This is a genomic window from Clostridium sp. E02, assembly GCF_003833015.1.
Classification (GTDB): Bacteria; Bacillota; Clostridia; order Lachnospirales; family Lachnospiraceae; genus Lacrimispora.
This window is the reverse complement of record NZ_RJLQ01000029.1, coordinates 1-17,235: the sequence shown is the minus strand read 5'-3', so window position 1 is coordinate 17,235 and position 17,235 is coordinate 1. Positions and strand designations below refer to the sequence as shown.

Below are 17,235 nucleotides of genomic sequence, written 5' to 3'. Positions count from 1 at the left end.
CCAATTTCCGATTCAATTAAAAAAGGTGCCTTGGAGAAATCGTTTCCCAAATGCACCTTTTTATTCTACTCTGTTGTCTTCCTTATATTCGTTTCCAAAAGTCGGTGATATCCCAACCAGCCAGTATTATCTCCTGCCCCTTTTAATATCTCAATCATAGTCTCCATCTTCGCATCGGTATTGTCTGCAAAGTTGAGAGCCAATGCTTCAATCAAAGCAGGTTTTTTAGGAGACCCGTATGCTAGTTCTCCATGATGGGCAAGAATGCAATGTTTTAATTCGGTGGCTACCTTTTCAGGGAAACCTTCTATGGTGCGGATTCTATCGCCTATCATCTCAGTTCCTATCATAATATGCCCTAACAACTGTCCATCATCAGTATAATCGTTTTCTGGAAATGTGGAAAGTTCTATGGTCTTACCGATATCATGAAACATAGCCGCTGTCAAAAGCAAATCCCGATTTATCATGGGATAGTATGCAGCATAATAATCACACAGCTTTACGACACTCAAGGTGTGCTCTAAAAGTCCTCCTACAAACCCATGATGGACGCTTTTGGCTGCTGAATGAAAACGAAATGCCTTCTGAAACGCAGGGTCATCTTTAAAAAAACTTTCTGCCAGTCTTCGCAGATATTGATTTTTTATGGTCTCGATAAATCCAAGGAGTTCTTCAAACATCAATCCGATGTCTTTTGTCGAGACTGGAAGGTAATCACCTGGGATATATTCTCCTTCTTCCGCGTTCCGAACACGCTTTAAATTTAATTGATTGGAATTTTGGAACACGGTTACGTCTGCATCTATGTAAACATAATCAAGAGACTCAAAATTGCCGATACCTGGAGAGCCTAAATCCCATATCTTTGCATCAATGGTTCCTGTCTTATCCTGAAGCACTAAATTCCCGTATTCTTTTCCTGATTTTGTCAGGCAGATCTGTTTGTTTTTGCACAGATACACATCAGAAACATGCATTCCTTCTCGGAATGATTCAATATATCTCATTCTATTCCTCCATATTCTATAAACAGACAATAAGGAAGCCAGGAAGATTTACCTGGCTCCTATGATTACCTGATAATGTAGCTTTTTGTATTCATCCCTTCCATTGCGGGATACAGTCACAGGAATTCCTTCTAAAGGAGCAGATTTTTCAAGTACCATCCGAAAATCCTTCATGGTGACGATGGTTTCATCTCCCATCGAAGTAATAATATCTCCGGACTGAATGCCTGCGTTATATGCAGGACTGTCTGGTTTTACCTCTACCACATAGACACCAAGAGGTAAGCCCGTTCCATTCATGACTGCGGTCACTTCCTGGCCTTTGATTCCAAAATAGGGAAACGCATCCCCATTGCTCATCTTCTCTAATATACTCTTATAATCAGAGATCGCCATGGCTGCTGTCATGTCTTTGCTGCCTTCACTCTTAAACTCATCGGTCACCCAGCCGATAATTTGACCGGATGTATTCATAAGAAAGGTTCCAGTTCCTGCATTGCCCTTTACATCTGAATAGAGTATCCGGGTAATCCCGTCGGTGATCTGAACATTCTTCGTGATATAAGAGATAAATCCGTATCCAGTGGAATGAACCATTCCAGACGGACCGCCAATTGCAACGACTAGATCTCCCTGCTTGACGGAATAGGAATTCCCTAGTTCTATGGCAGTAACCTCTTCTAATAATGTTTTGCTTAAATTTTTCGTAGAAACGCTTACAATTGCCATCCCCGATAGCTTATCTGTCTGCTTAATGGTTCCTTGTACTTCGGTTCCATCTGAAAATACCACTCGAATGGCTTCCGCATCTTCCACGGCCCCTTCGGGTGTCAGTACCAGAAGTTCCTGATTGGCAGATGCCGTAATGATGCCAGTATAAAGTCCGGAATTTTCCACCGGATTATTAAACCAGTCCTTTTGAGTCTTAACGGAATGTACCGTTACAATTCCCTTGTCCGCTTTTTGGACTACCGTTTTTAAGCTTCCATACAATGCATTCAAATCGTCTACGGAAAATGGATACTTTTCCATAGCGGATTTTAACAAATCTTCGATGGGTTCTGTCTCAGTCTCAGTTGTATTTGTCTCAGCCGCAGAAGTTGAGGCTTCAGGATCATCCTTTGGAATGGTCACCGGAGTTAACTCTCCGGTCGTCTCCCCGATAAAGAAACGCTCAGCTACCGGTCTTGATATGACAAATGTAACTGCCGCAACCACACCGAAAATAACTGCAGTCATCAATAGACCCAGAGATCTCTTTAACATATCCCTTTTTGACATGGGCTGTCTTACTATCTTTTCATTGATAAACTGGCGGGGCTCCACCTTTTTATCATCAGGCTCGTTATTTCCCGGCATACTTACCCTCCTTTGCAGAAGACCTAAGTACTATTATAAGGTTCTTCCCTGTTTTATGCAAGAAAAACCTATGAATTAAGAGAGAAATGAGAGACAAAAAAACGTTTTACATCCTGTATAAATAAAAAATGATTAGAAACATTATAAATATTGTTACAATTGGACAGGAAAAGCAAGCAGAGGATTGCAGTTTTTGTCTCACTTATGCTATACTGTAACCGATCCCAACATCATAGGAATAGATTCGGTCACAGATCAAATATTTCATAGAAAGTAGAAATAATAAGGTATAACAGATGAATCAAAAATCATTGAACACTTTAGAATATTATAAAATAATAGCACAACTAACTGAATTTGCCACTTGTGAGTCCGGCAAGGAGTTGTGCCGAAAATTGGTCCCTTCCACTGATTTTTGCGAGATAGTCAACAGCCAGAAAGAAACCACCGATGCCGTTACAAGAGTACGGCAAAAAGGGGGGATCTCTTTTGGGGGGATAAAGGACATTCGTCCCTCTTTAAAACGGTTGGAAGTGGGAAGTTCCTTAGGGATACTAGAGATCCTCGCCATTCGTTCTCTCCTTACCGTTTCTGCCCGTGTAAAAGCATATGGGCGACATGAAGACTCAGAATTTCCAGATGATTCTCTGGAAGAGTTCTTTCGGGTATTAGAACCACTTACACCCGTTAATACTGAAATAAAACGCTGCATCATTTCCGAAGATGAGGTTAGCGATGATGCCAGTCCGGGACTTCGTCACGTAAGACGTTCCATGCGGCAGATCAATGACAAAATTCACACGCAGTTAAGCTCAATCTTAAATTCCAACCGTACCTATCTTCAGGATGCCGTAATCACCATGCGAGATAACCGATACTGTCTCCCAGTAAAATCAGAATATAAATCCCAGGTCGCAGGTATGGTTCATGACCAGTCTTCTACTGGTTCCACGCTTTTTATCGAACCTATGGCTATTATAAAGCTGAACAACGAACTGAGAACTTTGGAGATTCAGGAGCAAAAGGAAATTGAAATGGTTCTTGCTGATTTAAGCAATCAACTTGTGCCCTATATCGAAGAACTAGACCAAGACTTTCTCACCCTGACTCAACTGGATTTTATATTTGCAAAAGCGTCTCTTTCCAAGCTTTACGATGCCTCTCAACCTCTCTTTAATACCGAATATAGGATTCATATAAAAGATGGACGGCATCCACTTTTGGACCGGCAAAAAGCAGTTCCTTTGACCATACATTTAGGCAAGGATTTTGATCTGCTCATTGTAACCGGACCAAATACTGGGGGAAAGACCGTCTCTTTAAAGACAGTGGGATTATTCACCTTAATGGGACAATCGGGCCTTCACATTCCGGCTTTTGATGGTTCCGAACTTGCTGTATTTGAAGAAGTATTTGCAGACATCGGCGATGAGCAGAGCATTGAACAGAGTCTTAGCACCTTCTCCTCTCATATGACCAATTTAGTGAATATTCTTAATCAGGCTGATAGTCATTCTTTATGCCTGTTTGATGAGTTAGGAGCTGGTACTGACCCCACCGAGGGGGCTGCACTTGCCATCTCCATCTTGTCCTTTTTGCACAATATGAAATGCCGCACCATGGCTACCACACATTACAGTGAATTAAAGGTCTTTGCCTTAACAACAGACGGAATTGAAAATGCCTGCTGTGAATTTGATGTAGAGACGTTAAAGCCCACGTACCGCCTTTTAATTGGAATACCGGGAAAAAGTAATGCCTTTGCGATCTCCCAAAAGCTTGGGTTGCCAGATTATATCATTGAAGATGCAAAAACCCATCTAGAGTCTAAAGATGAATCATTTGAAGATCTTTTGACCCACTTAGAAAAGAACCGGATCACAATCGAAAAAGAGCGAATGGAAATCGAATCGTATAAGCGGGAAGTAGAACAGCTAAGAGCCAGTTTGACGCAGAAAGAAGAACGCCTGAAAGAAAGACAAGATAAGATGCTTTTAGATGCAAAGAGTGAGGCTCAAAGTATTCTACAAGATGCCAAAGATACCGCAGATAAAACCATCCGTCAGATTAATAAACTGGCTGCTGATTCTGGTCTAAATAAGGAACTGGAAGCCGAGCGCAGCCGTCTGAGGAAGAAAATAAAAGATGTAGACTCCTCTCCGAGCTTAAGAAAAGAGAAACAAAAACCTGGCAAACAGATCGATCCAAAGAAATTGAAACTAGGAACTGGAGTCCGGGTATTGAGTATGAATCTAAACGGAACGGTAAGTACACTCCCCAATGCAAAAGGAGATTTATACGTTCAGATGGGAATCTTACGTTCTCTGATCCATATATCGGATCTTGAACTGCTTCAAGAAGATACCATAACCGGTCCCTCCCTTTCATCTGGTTCCAAAAGGAAAGGAGATGCAGTTAGCTCCCCACGGATCTCTAAAACTTTATCCATTTCACCGGAGATTAATCTCATCGGAATGACCACAGACGAAGCCATTCCTCAATTAGACAAATATTTAGATGATGCCTACCTGGCTCATCTTCCACAAGTTCGCGTGGTCCATGGTCGGGGAACCGGGGCTTTAAAGAATGCCGTCCATAAGCATGTAAAGAAATTAAAATATGTAAAGGAATTCCGGCTAGGGGTCTTTGGTGAAGGAGATTCCGGTGTAACCATAGTATCATTCAAATAAAGAGGGGGACCCATTATGGCAGAGAAACAGCGGATTTTGATCGTAGATGATGACAGTAACATCGCAGAACTAATATCTCTATACCTACTAAAAGAATGCTACGAAACAGAGATTGTAGGAGATGGGGAACAGGCACTTAGAGTCTTTCCAGAATTTAAGCCCAATCTGGTATTACTAGACTTAATGCTACCTGGTATCGACGGCTATCAGGTATGCCGGGAAATACGCTCCAGTTCCCAGATCCCCATCATTATGCTATCCGCAAAGGGCGAAGTGTTTGATAAGGTTCTCGGTCTGGAACTAGGTGCTGACGACTACATGATCAAACCATTTGATTCCAAGGAACTGGTGGCAAGAGTAAAAGCAGTCCTAAGACGATATCAATCGGCTCCAGCCCAAACGGCCGCCCACACGGACCAGCAGGGAGATTATGTGGAATATCCGGATCTGATTGTTAACCTGACCAATTATTCTGTGATCTATATGGGGCATTCCATTGAAATGCCTCCCAAAGAACTGGAACTTTTATATTTCCTTGGTTCCTCTCCCAATCAGGTATTTACAAGAGAACAGCTTTTAGACCACATCTGGGGGTATGAATACATTGGAGATACCAGGACCGTTGATGTCCACATCAAACGGCTTCGGGAAAAGATCAAGGATCACGGAAGCTGGGCATTGACGACTGTTTGGGGAATTGGATATAAATTCGAGGTGAGACGATAGATAAAAATCTATAGACAAAACGGAGTTAGGAAGTAAGCCCTAACTCCATTTTTCTCATTTATACAGTTTTTTGTCTCCGATGCATAAAATCCAATTAGGCAACTCCATTCCATACCAATGTTCCCTTATCTTTCTGCTTGTCAAATTCTTCATCTGTAAGATTATCAAGTCTATCTAGATTTCTAACCGGTAAATAATAAATCTCTATCCTCTGCGGCTTATAATCCGCACTTTGATATCTTTCGCCATATGTGTCTGTGCCAGTAGTGCTACCACTTTCACTGTAATTCGCAAGGTCTGAATCAAAGAACAAGCTAGTCCATAGTGTTTTAGCATAGCAGTAGTAAACAACTCTAACATTCTTTCCATTACGGTTAACATTTCTGCCAATAGAATTTTCCGAAATTCGAGAAATTCCCCGATAAACTTTCAAAACAACATTAATTGTGTCTTCAGAATCCTTTTGTTTGATATCTCCGGAGGTGGATTGATCCAATTTTTTCCATATAATTTTACCCTCCTCATTTGTTATGATCTCACTAGGAGATAATTCCACTGACATGCGGTTTGAATCGTATGGGAGTAGTAATTCGTATTTATTTGCGAAAATAATTAGACCACCTAATACAACGATACAGGTCATAAGAGCAACTATAACATTCTTACGCAACATTTTTAACTTTAACTTTTTAAGAAAATCAATGTTTTTTTCTTCTGGCGGTATCTCATTGCTAATAACTGCCGACATTTCTTCATAATAGGTATGACAATCCTCGCAACTTTCAAGGTGCTCTCTTATTTCGTTATCAGTATCCTCACTGGTTAATCCATCAATGTAATTGGATAACAGATCTTTAATAATATGACATTTCATTTAACCCCCTCCATTTCATTCATCATTTTTTGTTTGGATCGATAGTACGTGGTACGAGCCCAATTTTCGCTCTTACCTAAAATCCCCCCAATCTCAGCAAATGTAAACTCACCAGTTAATCGCATATGTACCAACTCACGCATCGGTTCCGGCAACGAGTGAATCGCCCTATATAAGGTTACTTTGTCCATCCGAAGTAATGTGGACTTCTCTGGAGTTTCATAACCAGGTACCTCATCCGTAAGTTCAACTTGCTTCCACCGCGAATTTTTTTCCAGCCATTGATACCAAAGGTGCTTAGCTATTTGACAAAGCCATACAACCACTTTACAACTTCCGTTGTAATTTCCTATTGTACGCATAGCACGAAAAAATGTTTCTTGTGTTAGATCTTCTGACAAATCTTCATTATGTGATAGACTCAATAAGTATTTATATACTTCCTTTGCATGCTGCGTGTAGGCCCTTTCAATTTCATCCAAGGCAGCTTCCTCCAGTCATTTTTATTCTCATCCATATATCCGAAAAAAACAAGTTTCGTTACAGATAAATTCATAATATTTTAAAAATCCAATATTTTTATACGTATAATCTAATACATCGCTATTTTAATCAAACTTAAAAGGATTAATCGGCCAAAACAACAGCAAGCTAGAGCTACAGGAAACCATGGTAAATTGCCAAGTCGCCCCTCATTCATTAATACATCTATGAAATTAATATTTACATATAATTTCCACTATATTAGTATAAGGCATAATATTGATTTAGGGAATGACATAAATATTAAAATGTTGTATACTAGATGCATTGGATACACAATTTATTAAGCATATAAAATTTAGCGTAACTTATATAAAACGTTATAGATTCGAGGTGAGACGAAAGATGACACATTCTTTGTATTACAAATTTATCATGGGTTACTTACTCTTTGGCCTTCTGGGTTTTTTTACCATAGCTACATTTTCTTCTAAGATTACGGATATGTATCTGCTTCGAGAGAACTCAGAGAGCCTTTACGGGGAAGCCAATCAGATTGCTTCCTCCTACAGCAGTATGTACCATGGCAAGGAGATGAATCTTTCCTCTTCTTATCCTGAGCTTGTAAAAGAAGCCCAGTACCTCCATTCCCAAATCTGGATTGTGGACCGCCAGGGTAAGATCGTGTCCGACAGCCAGCAGCCAGGTAAGGTTGGCGATCTGATTGCAAACTTTGATCCTACCATTATGGGAAATAAATCCTATGCCATCGGCGATTACTACCATGAGTTTCCATATGATGTTTTAAGTGTTCATGCACCCATTACTGGGAATTATACCACCTACGGATACGTGGTGATCCATCTGCCCTTATCCTACCTACGGGCAGAACGAGAAGGCATACTCAATATTATTTACCTTACCGCCGGGGTGGTATTCGCTCTTTCTCTGATCATCCTTCTTGTTTTTACCAAAAATGTGTATTTTCCATTGAAAAAGATCACCGCAGGAGCCAATGAATACGCCCAGGGTAACTTAAACCATCATATTTCAGTTAACACACAGGATGAGATGGGATATCTAGCCGCAACTTTAAATTACATGTCTGATGAGTTAAATAAGATGGAAGAATACCAAAAAACGTTTATTGCCAATATCTCCCATGATTTTCGGTCTCCTTTAACTTCTATAAAAGGGTATTTGGAAGCAATTTTAGATGGAACCATTTCGTCTGATATGTCAGACAAATATTTAAAAAGGGTCATTTCTGAAACAGAACGGTTAAACAAGCTCACCCAGGGAATGCTCACCTTAAACTCTTTGGACTGCAAAGGATATCTAAATCGGACTAACTTTGACATCAACCGGGTGATCAAGGATACCGCCGCTTCCTTTGAAGGAACTTGCAGTGAGAAAGGTATTACATTTGAAGTGACGTTTTCTGATACCATTCAGATGGTTTATGCAGATCTAGGAAAAATCCAACAGGTACTTTACAATATCATTGATAATGCCATCAAATTCAGCCCTGAAGATTCTACCATCTACATACAGGCATCGTTAAAGTATGAGAAGATCTTTGTCTCCATCAAAGACACGGGAATTGGCATTCCAAAAGATAGTTTAAAGAAAATCTGGGAACGTTTCTATAAAACAGATCTATCCAGAGGAAAAGACAAAAAAGGCACGGGGCTTGGACTTGCCATTGTCCGGGAGATCATCCAGTCCCATGGTGAAAACATAGACGTGATTAGTACAGAGGAGGTTGGAACGGAATTTATATTCAGTCTGCCAAAATCAAACAGTCTATAAATCGAGGCTAGCCTAAGTAAGGCTAGCCTTGTTTCATTATCTAAAATATAATGTAAAGGTAACGATAAAACACACTGCCATTGCAAGACCAAGAACAAGATAATGCCAGTTTTTTTTCAAATCTTTATTCTGTAAAAATAAAGACAAAAATTCTATAGCAAAGTATCCAAATACAGTTGATTCTAATTCATAAATGTTCGTGTTATTATAAATAAGCAGCATTATTCTTATTCCTATTACAGACGTTTTCCTGCATCCATAGCAAGCACCGATCGTTCACATTCCTCTGCATGCAATGCAATCTGCCAGCACAAGGAACTTCCCTTCATATGTTCGGAAGCATAGCTGAGTCCATTGGTTCGTTCATCTAGAAATGGACGATCAATCTGATTGGGATCTCCCAGTAATACTATCTTGGTTCCTTCTCCGGCGCGGGTTATGATTCCCTTCACCTGATTTGGTGTCATGTTCTGTGCTTCATCGATGATCAAATAAGTCTTTACCACGGACCGCCCTCTGATAAAAGTCAGAGCTTCTGTTTTGATCAGTCCTCTCTCAAAGATTTCCTCAATTTTTCCCGCAAGCTCCTCTTCATCTTCATAACGCTTTTCTTCGTTAGAATCAATGAGCTGTTCCAGATTGTCAATTAACGGACGCATCAGAGGGGAAATTTTCTCTTGTTCATCTCCAGGAAGAAATCCAATGTCTGAATCGAACTGAGCATTGGGACGGCATACTAAAATCCTGCGATATTCTCCTGCCGGCGCATTCATCAATTTTTCCAATCCCACAGCCAGGGAATAAAAAGTCTTTGCAGTCCCTGCCACTCCTTTTATGATGACAAGGGGAGCCACATCCGATGGCTGCATCAAAGCTTCTTGAATAAAATACTGGCCTGCATTCCTTGGTGTGACACCGTAGGGTTTGCACTTTAAATATTCCAGTGGAACAATCCTTTCCCCTTTGACACGGCCTAGAACTGTTTTTTTAGAGGACTGATCCGCCTTTAAGATCACAAACTGATTTTCATTTAACTCAGGGGTGGTTTTATCACCAGAAGCATTGGTTATGTAGACTTTTTCGATTGCAATCCCCTTCTTCTTAAACTCTTTAAAGCCCTCTTCCGGAGCATAAATGTCAATTCTTCCTATATATTGCTCCTCACCTTCTGAAACCTGTTCCGTTGTGAAATCTTCCGCCGGTATTCCAATGATCTGCGCTTTGATACGAAGCAGAATATCTTTGGTTACCAGGATTACCTCTCCCCCCAAGCCTTTGCACACTTTTAGTATCCGGTTATCCATTTTCTCATCCGGAAGATCAGGGGGCAGCAATACATCAACAAAATTTTTCTCAATCCTAAGGGTTCCTCCATGTTCCAGCTCCACTCCTTCCAATAAGTCCCCTTTATGACGAAGCTGTTCCAAAAATCGAATCGCCTTTCTTGCATTGGCTCCTTTTTCACCTTCTGCTTTTTTTAGATTATCCAGTTCTTCCAAAACAACAACTGGAAGTACAACTAGATTATCATCAAAGCAATTAAGTGCATAAGGGGCCTGAATCAGTACGTTCGTGTCTACCACATAGGTTTTAATCATTTAACGGACTCCTTTTTTAATTTCAGAAACTAAGTTCCTGTATTGTTTATTATATCTGCCAATTGAAGCACATGTAACCATTTTTTTGTAAACAATAGGTAAAAACCATGAAATAGGACTGGAAACTTCGTCCAGTCCTGAGATTTTTTATACATTTAATTATTTTTTCGCTTCGACAATAAGTCAATGGTGACCGCACCAAGCAGCACGGCACCTTTTAGGATTTTTTGGATATCCGTAGACCAGCCATATAAAGACATTCCATTATTTAAAATCCCCATGATAAATGCTCCGACGACGGCACCAATAATGGTTCCGATTCCTCCTGTAGTTGCTGCTCCTCCGATGTAGCAGGCGGCAATGGCATCCAGCTCAAATTGATCCCCAGCCTTCGGGGTCGCCGATGCATTCCGGGCAGAAAGGACGATTCCTGCAACCGCACATAAAATCCCCATGTTGGTATAGACCCAAAAAAATACCTTTTTCGTATTAATTCCAGACAATCTTGCGGCTTTTGCATTGCCTCCCAATGCATAAATTTGTCTTCCTGCTACGGTTTTTGCAGTCATAAACTGATAGACTGCAACCAAAACCCCCATAACCACAAGTACAAAGGGAATTCCATTGTACCTAGCTAGTTTGTAAAAGAAGAAACATATGATTAGAAGAATCACTCCCACTTTCCCCACCGTCTGCCACAAAGGATTAATCGGAAACTCATATTTTTTCTTAATATGAATACTCCTTATCTCTAGGGTGATAATTAAAATGACGGCAAGAATCGCAACTCCTACGGATACAAGGTCTAAAGTTCCATTTCCAAAAGGCACTTTATGTGTGGGCAAAAAGCCTGCCCCTATGTAAGTATATTCAGTCGGCAAAGGTCCTTTTGTTTGAGCCTTTAACAAAGTATAAGTAAGCCCCCTCCCCATTAGCATCGTAGCTAAAGTAACAATAAAAGGAGGGATTGAGAGTTTGGAGACAAAAAATCCGACAAACATACCAGAGAGTGTGCCAATCCCTATTGCTGCTAAAATAGCAACCCATATGCTGGTTTTGTAGTCCACAATCATGATGCCCACAACAGCACCGCAGACTGCTACAATGGATCCGACTCCAAGATCAATGTTTCCAGTGAGCACACACAAAAGCATACCAACAGCCAGAATCACAATGTAACTGTTTTGCATAATTAAATTATTCATGTTCGCCGGTGACATGTTTTTCCCACCTGTCATTACAGAAAATATGAGAAATACTGCAATCAAAGCCAAAACCATACCATACTGCTTCATGTTAATATTTACCGTCTTTTTCTCCATCAATGCCCTTCCTTTCTGTTATCTTCCATAATACATCTCATGATGTTTTCTTGAGAAGCTTCCTGACTGGTAACCTCACCGCAGATATGACCTTCATTGATAATGTAGATCCGGTCACAGGTACCCATGACCTCCTGAAGTTCAGAAGAAATAACAACAATTGCTTTTCCAGCTTTCGCCAGTTCATTGATGATGGAATAGATTTCATATTTCGCACCAATATCAATTCCTCGGGTTGGCTCATCGAGAATCAGTACATCTGGCTGAGTGAGCATCCATTTTGCAAGAACCACTTTCTGCTGATTCCCTCCAGATAGAGAACTAACATTCTGATTTACAGAACTGGTTTTAACGTTAATTTTCTTTCGGTATTGTTCCGCTGCAATGATTTCATCATTACTTTTTACCACTCCCTTTTTAGAAAAAAACTTAGAAAGAGCTGCGAGAGTCATGTTTCCCCTAACGCTGTCAATCAGTATGAGACCATAGCTTTTTCTATCTTCTGATACATAGGCCAGCTTGTTGTTGATTGCATCTTTCACATTTTTAATTAATACCTGTTTTCCGTTTATTCTTACGGTCCCACTAATTTTCTGACCGTAAGACCTGCCAAATACGCTCATAGCAAGTTCTGTTCTTCCCGCACCCATAAGCCCTGCAAATCCTACGACCTCTCCTGCCCCGACATGGAAGGAAATATCTTTGATTACCTGGCGGGCCGCATCATCTGGATGAAATACATTCCAGTGCTCCACCGAAAAGATCTGTTTCCCGATTTTATGGTTCCGTTTTGGATAGCGGTTTTTCAGTTCTCTTCCTACCATACCTTTGATGATTCGATCCTCACTAATTCCCTCCTTATCCTTTTCTATGGTTTCTATGGTTTTCCCGTCCCGGATTACGGTTATGGAATCAGCTGCATAACTGATTTCTCCTAGTTTATGAGAAATCATAATACAAGTAATTCCATTCTTTTTTAAATCCAGCATAAGATTTAAAAGACATCTACTTTCCTCATCATTTAAAGCCGCCGTTGGTTCATCGAGAATTAAGAGTTCCACTTTTTTCGTCATCGCTCTTGCAATCTCAATAAGCTGTTGTTTGCCAACTCCAAGGCTGTTAACGGGTGCATTTAAATCTTCATTCATAAGTCCAACCTTCGCAAGCATTTCCTGCGCACGATTATGGGTTTTCGTCCAGTCTATTACCCCGTACTTATCCCTCTGTTCATTTCCAAGAAATACATTCTCTGCCACAGACAGATAAGGGCTTAAAGCCAATTCCTGATGAATGATAACAATGCCTTTTGCTTCACTTTGCTTAATGTTATGAAACTGACATAAACTTCCCTTATAAATAATGTCACCACTGTAGGTTCCATAGGGATAGACCCCAGAAAGCACATTCATTAACGTTGATTTTCCGGCTCCATTTTCCCCGCAAAGAGCATGAATCTTACAAGGCTTTATCTTAATATTTACATCGTCTAAAGCTTTGATCCCATAAAATTCTTTGGTAATGTGATTCATTTCCAGGATATAATCGGACATGGTTTAAACTCCCTTTCTCTTTTATCCTTTACAACAAATCGGCGGCAGCTCTATGCCACCGCCGGTTTCATCACATGAATTACTATTCCAGCTGTTCTTTCGTATAGTAACCTCCATCTATAATAATGGTCTCATAATTGTCCTTATCCACGGCAATGGGCGTACACAAATACGAAGGAACAACGATTTTCCCATTGTTATACTGGGTGGAATCGTTAATCTCAGGCTTGGAACCCTCTAAAACCGCCTGAACCATGGTAACGCATTTTTCTGCCAACAAGCGGGTATCTTTATAGATGGACATGGTCTGATAACCAGATATAATATTCTTTGTTGCCATTAGATCCGCATCTTGACCGGTTATCAGTGGCCAGTCCACTCCAATCTGATATCCAGCCCCCTCAAGAGCTGCTTTGCAACCATAAGCAAACCCGTCAAATGCAGTTGCACAAATATCCAACTTCTTGTCTGCATAAAAACCAGTTAAATAATTCTCACAGTTTTGCTGTGCTGTCTCCTGTGACCAGCGTAAAATACAGCTATCTTCAAAGGAGGTACGCCCAGATTCACATACAAGCGTTCCATCATCCAAATAGGGCTTTAACACTTCCATCATTCCATCGTACAAAAACAGTGCGTTGTTATCATCCGGTGATCCCATAAAAAATTCAATGGTATAGGATTTCCCTTCCTCTTTTGCCTTGTCCAGTTGTTTGGTCTCTTTGATATAATCACCAATGGCAGTACCCACGCCTTTATTATCAAAAGTGGCGTAATAAGATACTGCATCCGTATCCATCAAAAGACGATCATATGCAACAATGGGGATTCCTGCATTCTTTGCCTGTTCCTCTACATTTACCAGTGCACCAGAATCAATGGATGCAATCACCAGACAGTTCACACCGGAAGCAATCATGTTTTCAATTTGGGATACCTGCATCTGAACATCATCTTCTGCATACTGTAAATCCACTTCATACCCAAGGGATTCCAACTGTTTTTTCATATTGGCTCCGTCATTGATCCACCGCTCCGAAGACTGAGTGGGCATAGCAACTCCTACTTTCCCTCCACTGCCTTCTGTATCACTCTTTTTTGTTCCCTCCAAGGTGGTCTCTGCAACTGCTCCAGTCGTGATGTTAGCTTTCCTCGTACTACACCCTGCTAAAGATGTCACTGCCAGAATCCCACATAAAAAAAATCCAAGTAACCTTCGTTTCATAAATAAATACCCTCCTATGGTATATTTTATATATACAATTTGCATTATAGGCAAATTTGTATTCCTCTTACCATGTCACGCTTTGTCGAATTTTCATCGATTTTATCGTCATTTTGTCGTTTTTTAAAGGGTATCCTATGTATTTTTTGTTATTTTTCACCAAAATTTATATTACATTCAATATATATTTTTATCAAGAGTTTGTCAATATGTATTTTACACTTTTTTATTATCAGCAAAAATTTGCACAAAAAAAGCATGGCTGCAACCGTTCGCAGTCATGCCTTTTTTTTCTTTTCTTATTCTTTCCAATGAAGCGTATGAAGTTCTCCTTGCATTTTCATCTGTTCAAATCCATTCTGCCGCAATGCTTCGTATAACACAACGGAGACTGAATTTGATAAATTTAAGGATCGTATGTCTCCCCACATAGGAATTCGAATGCAATGTTCTTGATTGTCTAAAAGGATCTCTTCGGGAATTCCCCCACTCTCTTTTCCAAACATCAAAAAGCAGTCGGGATCATAAGTTACCTCAGAGTAAACATGAAGTCCCTTCGTCGTTGCCATAAAAATCTTAGCACCTGGGTTCCGATTTAAAAAATCTTCATAATCGCTGTATACCGTAACATCAAGCTTATCCCAGTAATCAAGCCCTGCCCGTTTGATCAATTTATCATTCAGCCGAAATCCCAATGGTTCAATCAGGTGCAGTTTTGTATCCGTAGCCACACAAGTTCTGCCAATATTGCCTGTGTTTGCAGGCATCTCCGGTTCTAGTAATACGATGTTCATGTTTTTACACCTTTCCGTCCAGTTTCTTAACAAAGCGTTCCATACGACCTAATGCTTCTTTTAAACTCTTAAGGGAATACGCATAGGAAATTCGAAGGTATCCTTCTCCGCAGTCACCAAATGCGGTTCCAGGGACAACTGCCACTTTTTCCTCCATCAAAAGACGGGTAGCAAACTCATCAGAGGTCATGGAAAAACGCTTGATGCTTGGAAATGTATAGAAGGCTCCGTGAGGTTCAAAACATTCTAGTCCCATCTCCTGAAAAGAATGCATCAGATACCGACGCCTCTGGTTATAGGATTCCCGCATGGATTCCACCTCGCAATCTCCATCCTGCAATGCTTTAATTGCAGCGTATTGGCTGGTTGTAGGTGCACACATAATTGCAAACTGATGGATCTTTAGCATCTGCTCTAGTATGACTCTTGGGGCAGCTGCATATCCAAGTCGCCAGCCCGTCATGGCATATGATTTTGAAAATCCATTGATTAAGACCGTCCGATCTTTCATTCCTGGAAATGCTGCAATCGTGGTGTGATTCCCTTCATAAGTCAGTTCCGCATAAATCTCATCGGATAGGACAAAGAGGTCTTTTTCCACAACAATTTTTACAATCTCCTCCAGTTCCCTGGCATTCATCACCGCACCTGTGGGATTGTTGGGAAACGGAAGGATTAATACTTTCGTTTTATCCGTTATCTTCTCCAGTAGTTTTTCCGGTGTCAGCTTAAATTCATCTTTTGCCTCTAACTCTATAATAACTGGCGTTCCATTTGCGAGAATGGTACAGGGAACATAGGAAACATAACTTGGTTGGGGTATGAGGACTTCATCACCCGGATCCAACATCGCCCGAAGGGCAATATCGATGGCTTCGCTTCCACCAACCGTCACCATGACCTCATGATCTGCATCATAGATAATTTCAAATCGCCGGTTTAAATAATTGCAAATTTCTACTTTCAATTCTTTTAACCCTGCATTCGAGGTATAAAAGGTTCGCCCTTTTTCCAAAGAATAGATTCCTTCTTCCCTAATATGCCATGGAGTGTTAAAATCAGGTTCCCCAACCCCCAGTGAAATCGCATCTTTCATCTCACTGACGATATCAAAAAATTTACGGATCCCTGAGGATGGGATTCCTGTGATCCGGTCAGACAATGGATTTCTCACGGTGTAATCAACATCCTTTCATCCGGCTCTTCTTCTGCAAGAACAGTGCCGTGATCTTTGTATTTTTTTAAGACAAAATGTGTCGCCGTACTTAATACCGAATCCATGGGGGAAAGTTTATCTGAAACAAACTGTGCCACTTGTCTCATGGTTTTTCCCTCGATAAAAACGGTAAAGTCAAAGGCACCTGACATTAAGTAAACTGCATTCACCTCACTGTACTGATATATTCGCTCCGCAATCTTATCAAATCCCATTCCCCGCTGAGGTGTAACTTTTACTTCAATCAGAGCCATTACCTTTTCATCGCTTGTATGATCCCAGTTAATCAGAGTATGATATCCACAGATAATATGTTCCTTTTCCATCTCAGCGATCTCATTGGCAACAGCCGCCTCATTCTCTCCCAATAAAATTGCAAGTTCCTTTAAATCGATTCTGCTGTTTTTTTCCATGATTGACAGTATCTTTTCTCTCATATCCTTCCCTCCTTGTATAATAATGATATAGCCAATGAGGCTTATATCTTACTAACATCTTTTTATTCTGTAACTGAATAAGGCTTCACCCTTAATCAGAAGTTACTATTTCTTAATTACCATGTCTGACGGTTCCCTG

Annotated in this window: 14 protein-coding genes; 3 read left to right on the top strand and 11 right to left on the bottom strand. The window is 40.5% G+C overall.

The features are described 5' to 3' along the window. Positions 1-65: 65 nt before the first annotated feature. Positions 66-1,010, bottom strand: a complete 945-nt coding sequence (locus tag EFT72_RS17490) for an HD domain-containing protein (protein ID WP_124068205.1) — start codon at positions 1,008-1,010, stop codon at positions 66-68. 48 nt (positions 1,011-1,058) lie between these two features. Then, positions 1,059-2,369, bottom strand: a complete 1,311-nt coding sequence (locus tag EFT72_RS17485) for a trypsin-like peptidase domain-containing protein (RefSeq protein WP_124068204.1) — start codon at positions 2,367-2,369, stop codon at positions 1,059-1,061. 296 nt (positions 2,370-2,665) lie between these two features. Between EFT72_RS17485 and EFT72_RS17480 the strand changes: the two genes are divergently transcribed. Further along, entirely contained in the window at positions 2,666-5,059 is a 2,394-nt protein-coding gene (locus EFT72_RS17480) for an endonuclease MutS2 (RefSeq protein WP_124068203.1), read from the top strand. A gap of 15 nt (positions 5,060-5,074) precedes the next feature. After that, positions 5,075-5,785, top strand: coding sequence for a response regulator transcription factor (locus EFT72_RS17475; RefSeq protein ID WP_124068202.1), 711 nt, complete (start codon positions 5,075-5,077; stop codon positions 5,783-5,785). A gap of 94 nt (positions 5,786-5,879) precedes the next feature. Here EFT72_RS17475 and EFT72_RS17470 read toward each other — a convergent pair whose 3' ends face one another. Further along, entirely contained in the window at positions 5,880-6,659 is a 780-nt protein-coding gene (locus EFT72_RS17470; protein WP_124068201.1) for a zf-HC2 domain-containing protein, read from the bottom strand. Further along, the gene (locus tag EFT72_RS17465; protein WP_124068200.1) at positions 6,656-7,141 is read right to left on the bottom strand and encodes a sigma-70 family RNA polymerase sigma factor; all 486 of its coding nucleotides are present in this window, start codon (positions 7,139-7,141) and stop codon (positions 6,656-6,658) included. The genes EFT72_RS17470 and EFT72_RS17465 overlap by 4 nt, the downstream gene beginning before the upstream one ends. A gap of 406 nt (positions 7,142-7,547) precedes the next feature. Between EFT72_RS17465 and EFT72_RS17460 the strand changes: the two genes are divergently transcribed. After that, the gene (locus tag EFT72_RS17460; RefSeq protein ID WP_124068199.1) at positions 7,548-8,954 is read left to right on the top strand and encodes a HAMP domain-containing sensor histidine kinase; all 1,407 of its coding nucleotides are present in this window, start codon (positions 7,548-7,550) and stop codon (positions 8,952-8,954) included. 236 nt (positions 8,955-9,190) lie between these two features. On the opposite strand, the gene EFT72_RS17455 is transcribed toward EFT72_RS17460, so the two are convergent. The 7 genes from EFT72_RS17455 to EFT72_RS17425 form a co-directional block, all read right to left on the bottom strand. Next, a complete protein-coding gene (locus tag EFT72_RS17455) occupies positions 9,191-10,552 on the bottom strand; it encodes a PhoH family protein (protein WP_124068198.1) in 1,362 nt (453 codons plus the stop codon). A 155-nt stretch (positions 10,553-10,707) separates the two neighbouring features. After that, positions 10,708-11,874 (bottom strand): multiple monosaccharide ABC transporter permease, encoded by a 1,167-nt coding sequence (mmsB, locus tag EFT72_RS17450; RefSeq protein ID WP_243110054.1) that lies wholly within the window; start codon positions 11,872-11,874, stop codon positions 10,708-10,710. Next, positions 11,874-13,424, bottom strand: coding sequence for a multiple monosaccharide ABC transporter ATP-binding protein (mmsA, locus tag EFT72_RS17445; RefSeq protein ID WP_124068196.1), 1,551 nt, complete (start codon positions 13,422-13,424; stop codon positions 11,874-11,876). The genes mmsB and mmsA overlap by 1 nt, the downstream gene beginning before the upstream one ends. Before the next feature lie 82 nt (positions 13,425-13,506). After that, positions 13,507-14,649, bottom strand: a complete 1,143-nt coding sequence (gene chvE / locus EFT72_RS17440) for a multiple monosaccharide ABC transporter substrate-binding protein (RefSeq protein ID WP_124068195.1) — start codon at positions 14,647-14,649, stop codon at positions 13,507-13,509. 299 nt (positions 14,650-14,948) lie between these two features. Further along, positions 14,949-15,443 carry a tRNA (uridine(34)/cytosine(34)/5-carboxymethylaminomethyluridine(34)-2'-O)-methyltransferase TrmL gene (gene trmL / locus EFT72_RS17435; protein ID WP_124068194.1) on the bottom strand — a complete coding sequence of 165 codons (495 nt, stop codon included), beginning with the start codon at positions 15,441-15,443 and terminating at the stop codon, positions 14,949-14,951. Between the two features lie 4 nt (positions 15,444-15,447). Beyond that, positions 15,448-16,617, bottom strand: a complete 1,170-nt coding sequence (locus EFT72_RS17430) for an aminotransferase class I/II-fold pyridoxal phosphate-dependent enzyme (RefSeq protein WP_124068193.1) — start codon at positions 16,615-16,617, stop codon at positions 15,448-15,450. Further along, complete coding sequence (locus EFT72_RS17425; RefSeq protein ID WP_124068192.1) at positions 16,614-17,096, bottom strand: Lrp/AsnC family transcriptional regulator; 483 nt, start codon at positions 17,094-17,096, stop codon at positions 16,614-16,616. The genes EFT72_RS17430 and EFT72_RS17425 overlap by 4 nt, the downstream gene beginning before the upstream one ends. Positions 17,097-17,235 lie beyond the last annotated feature (139 nt).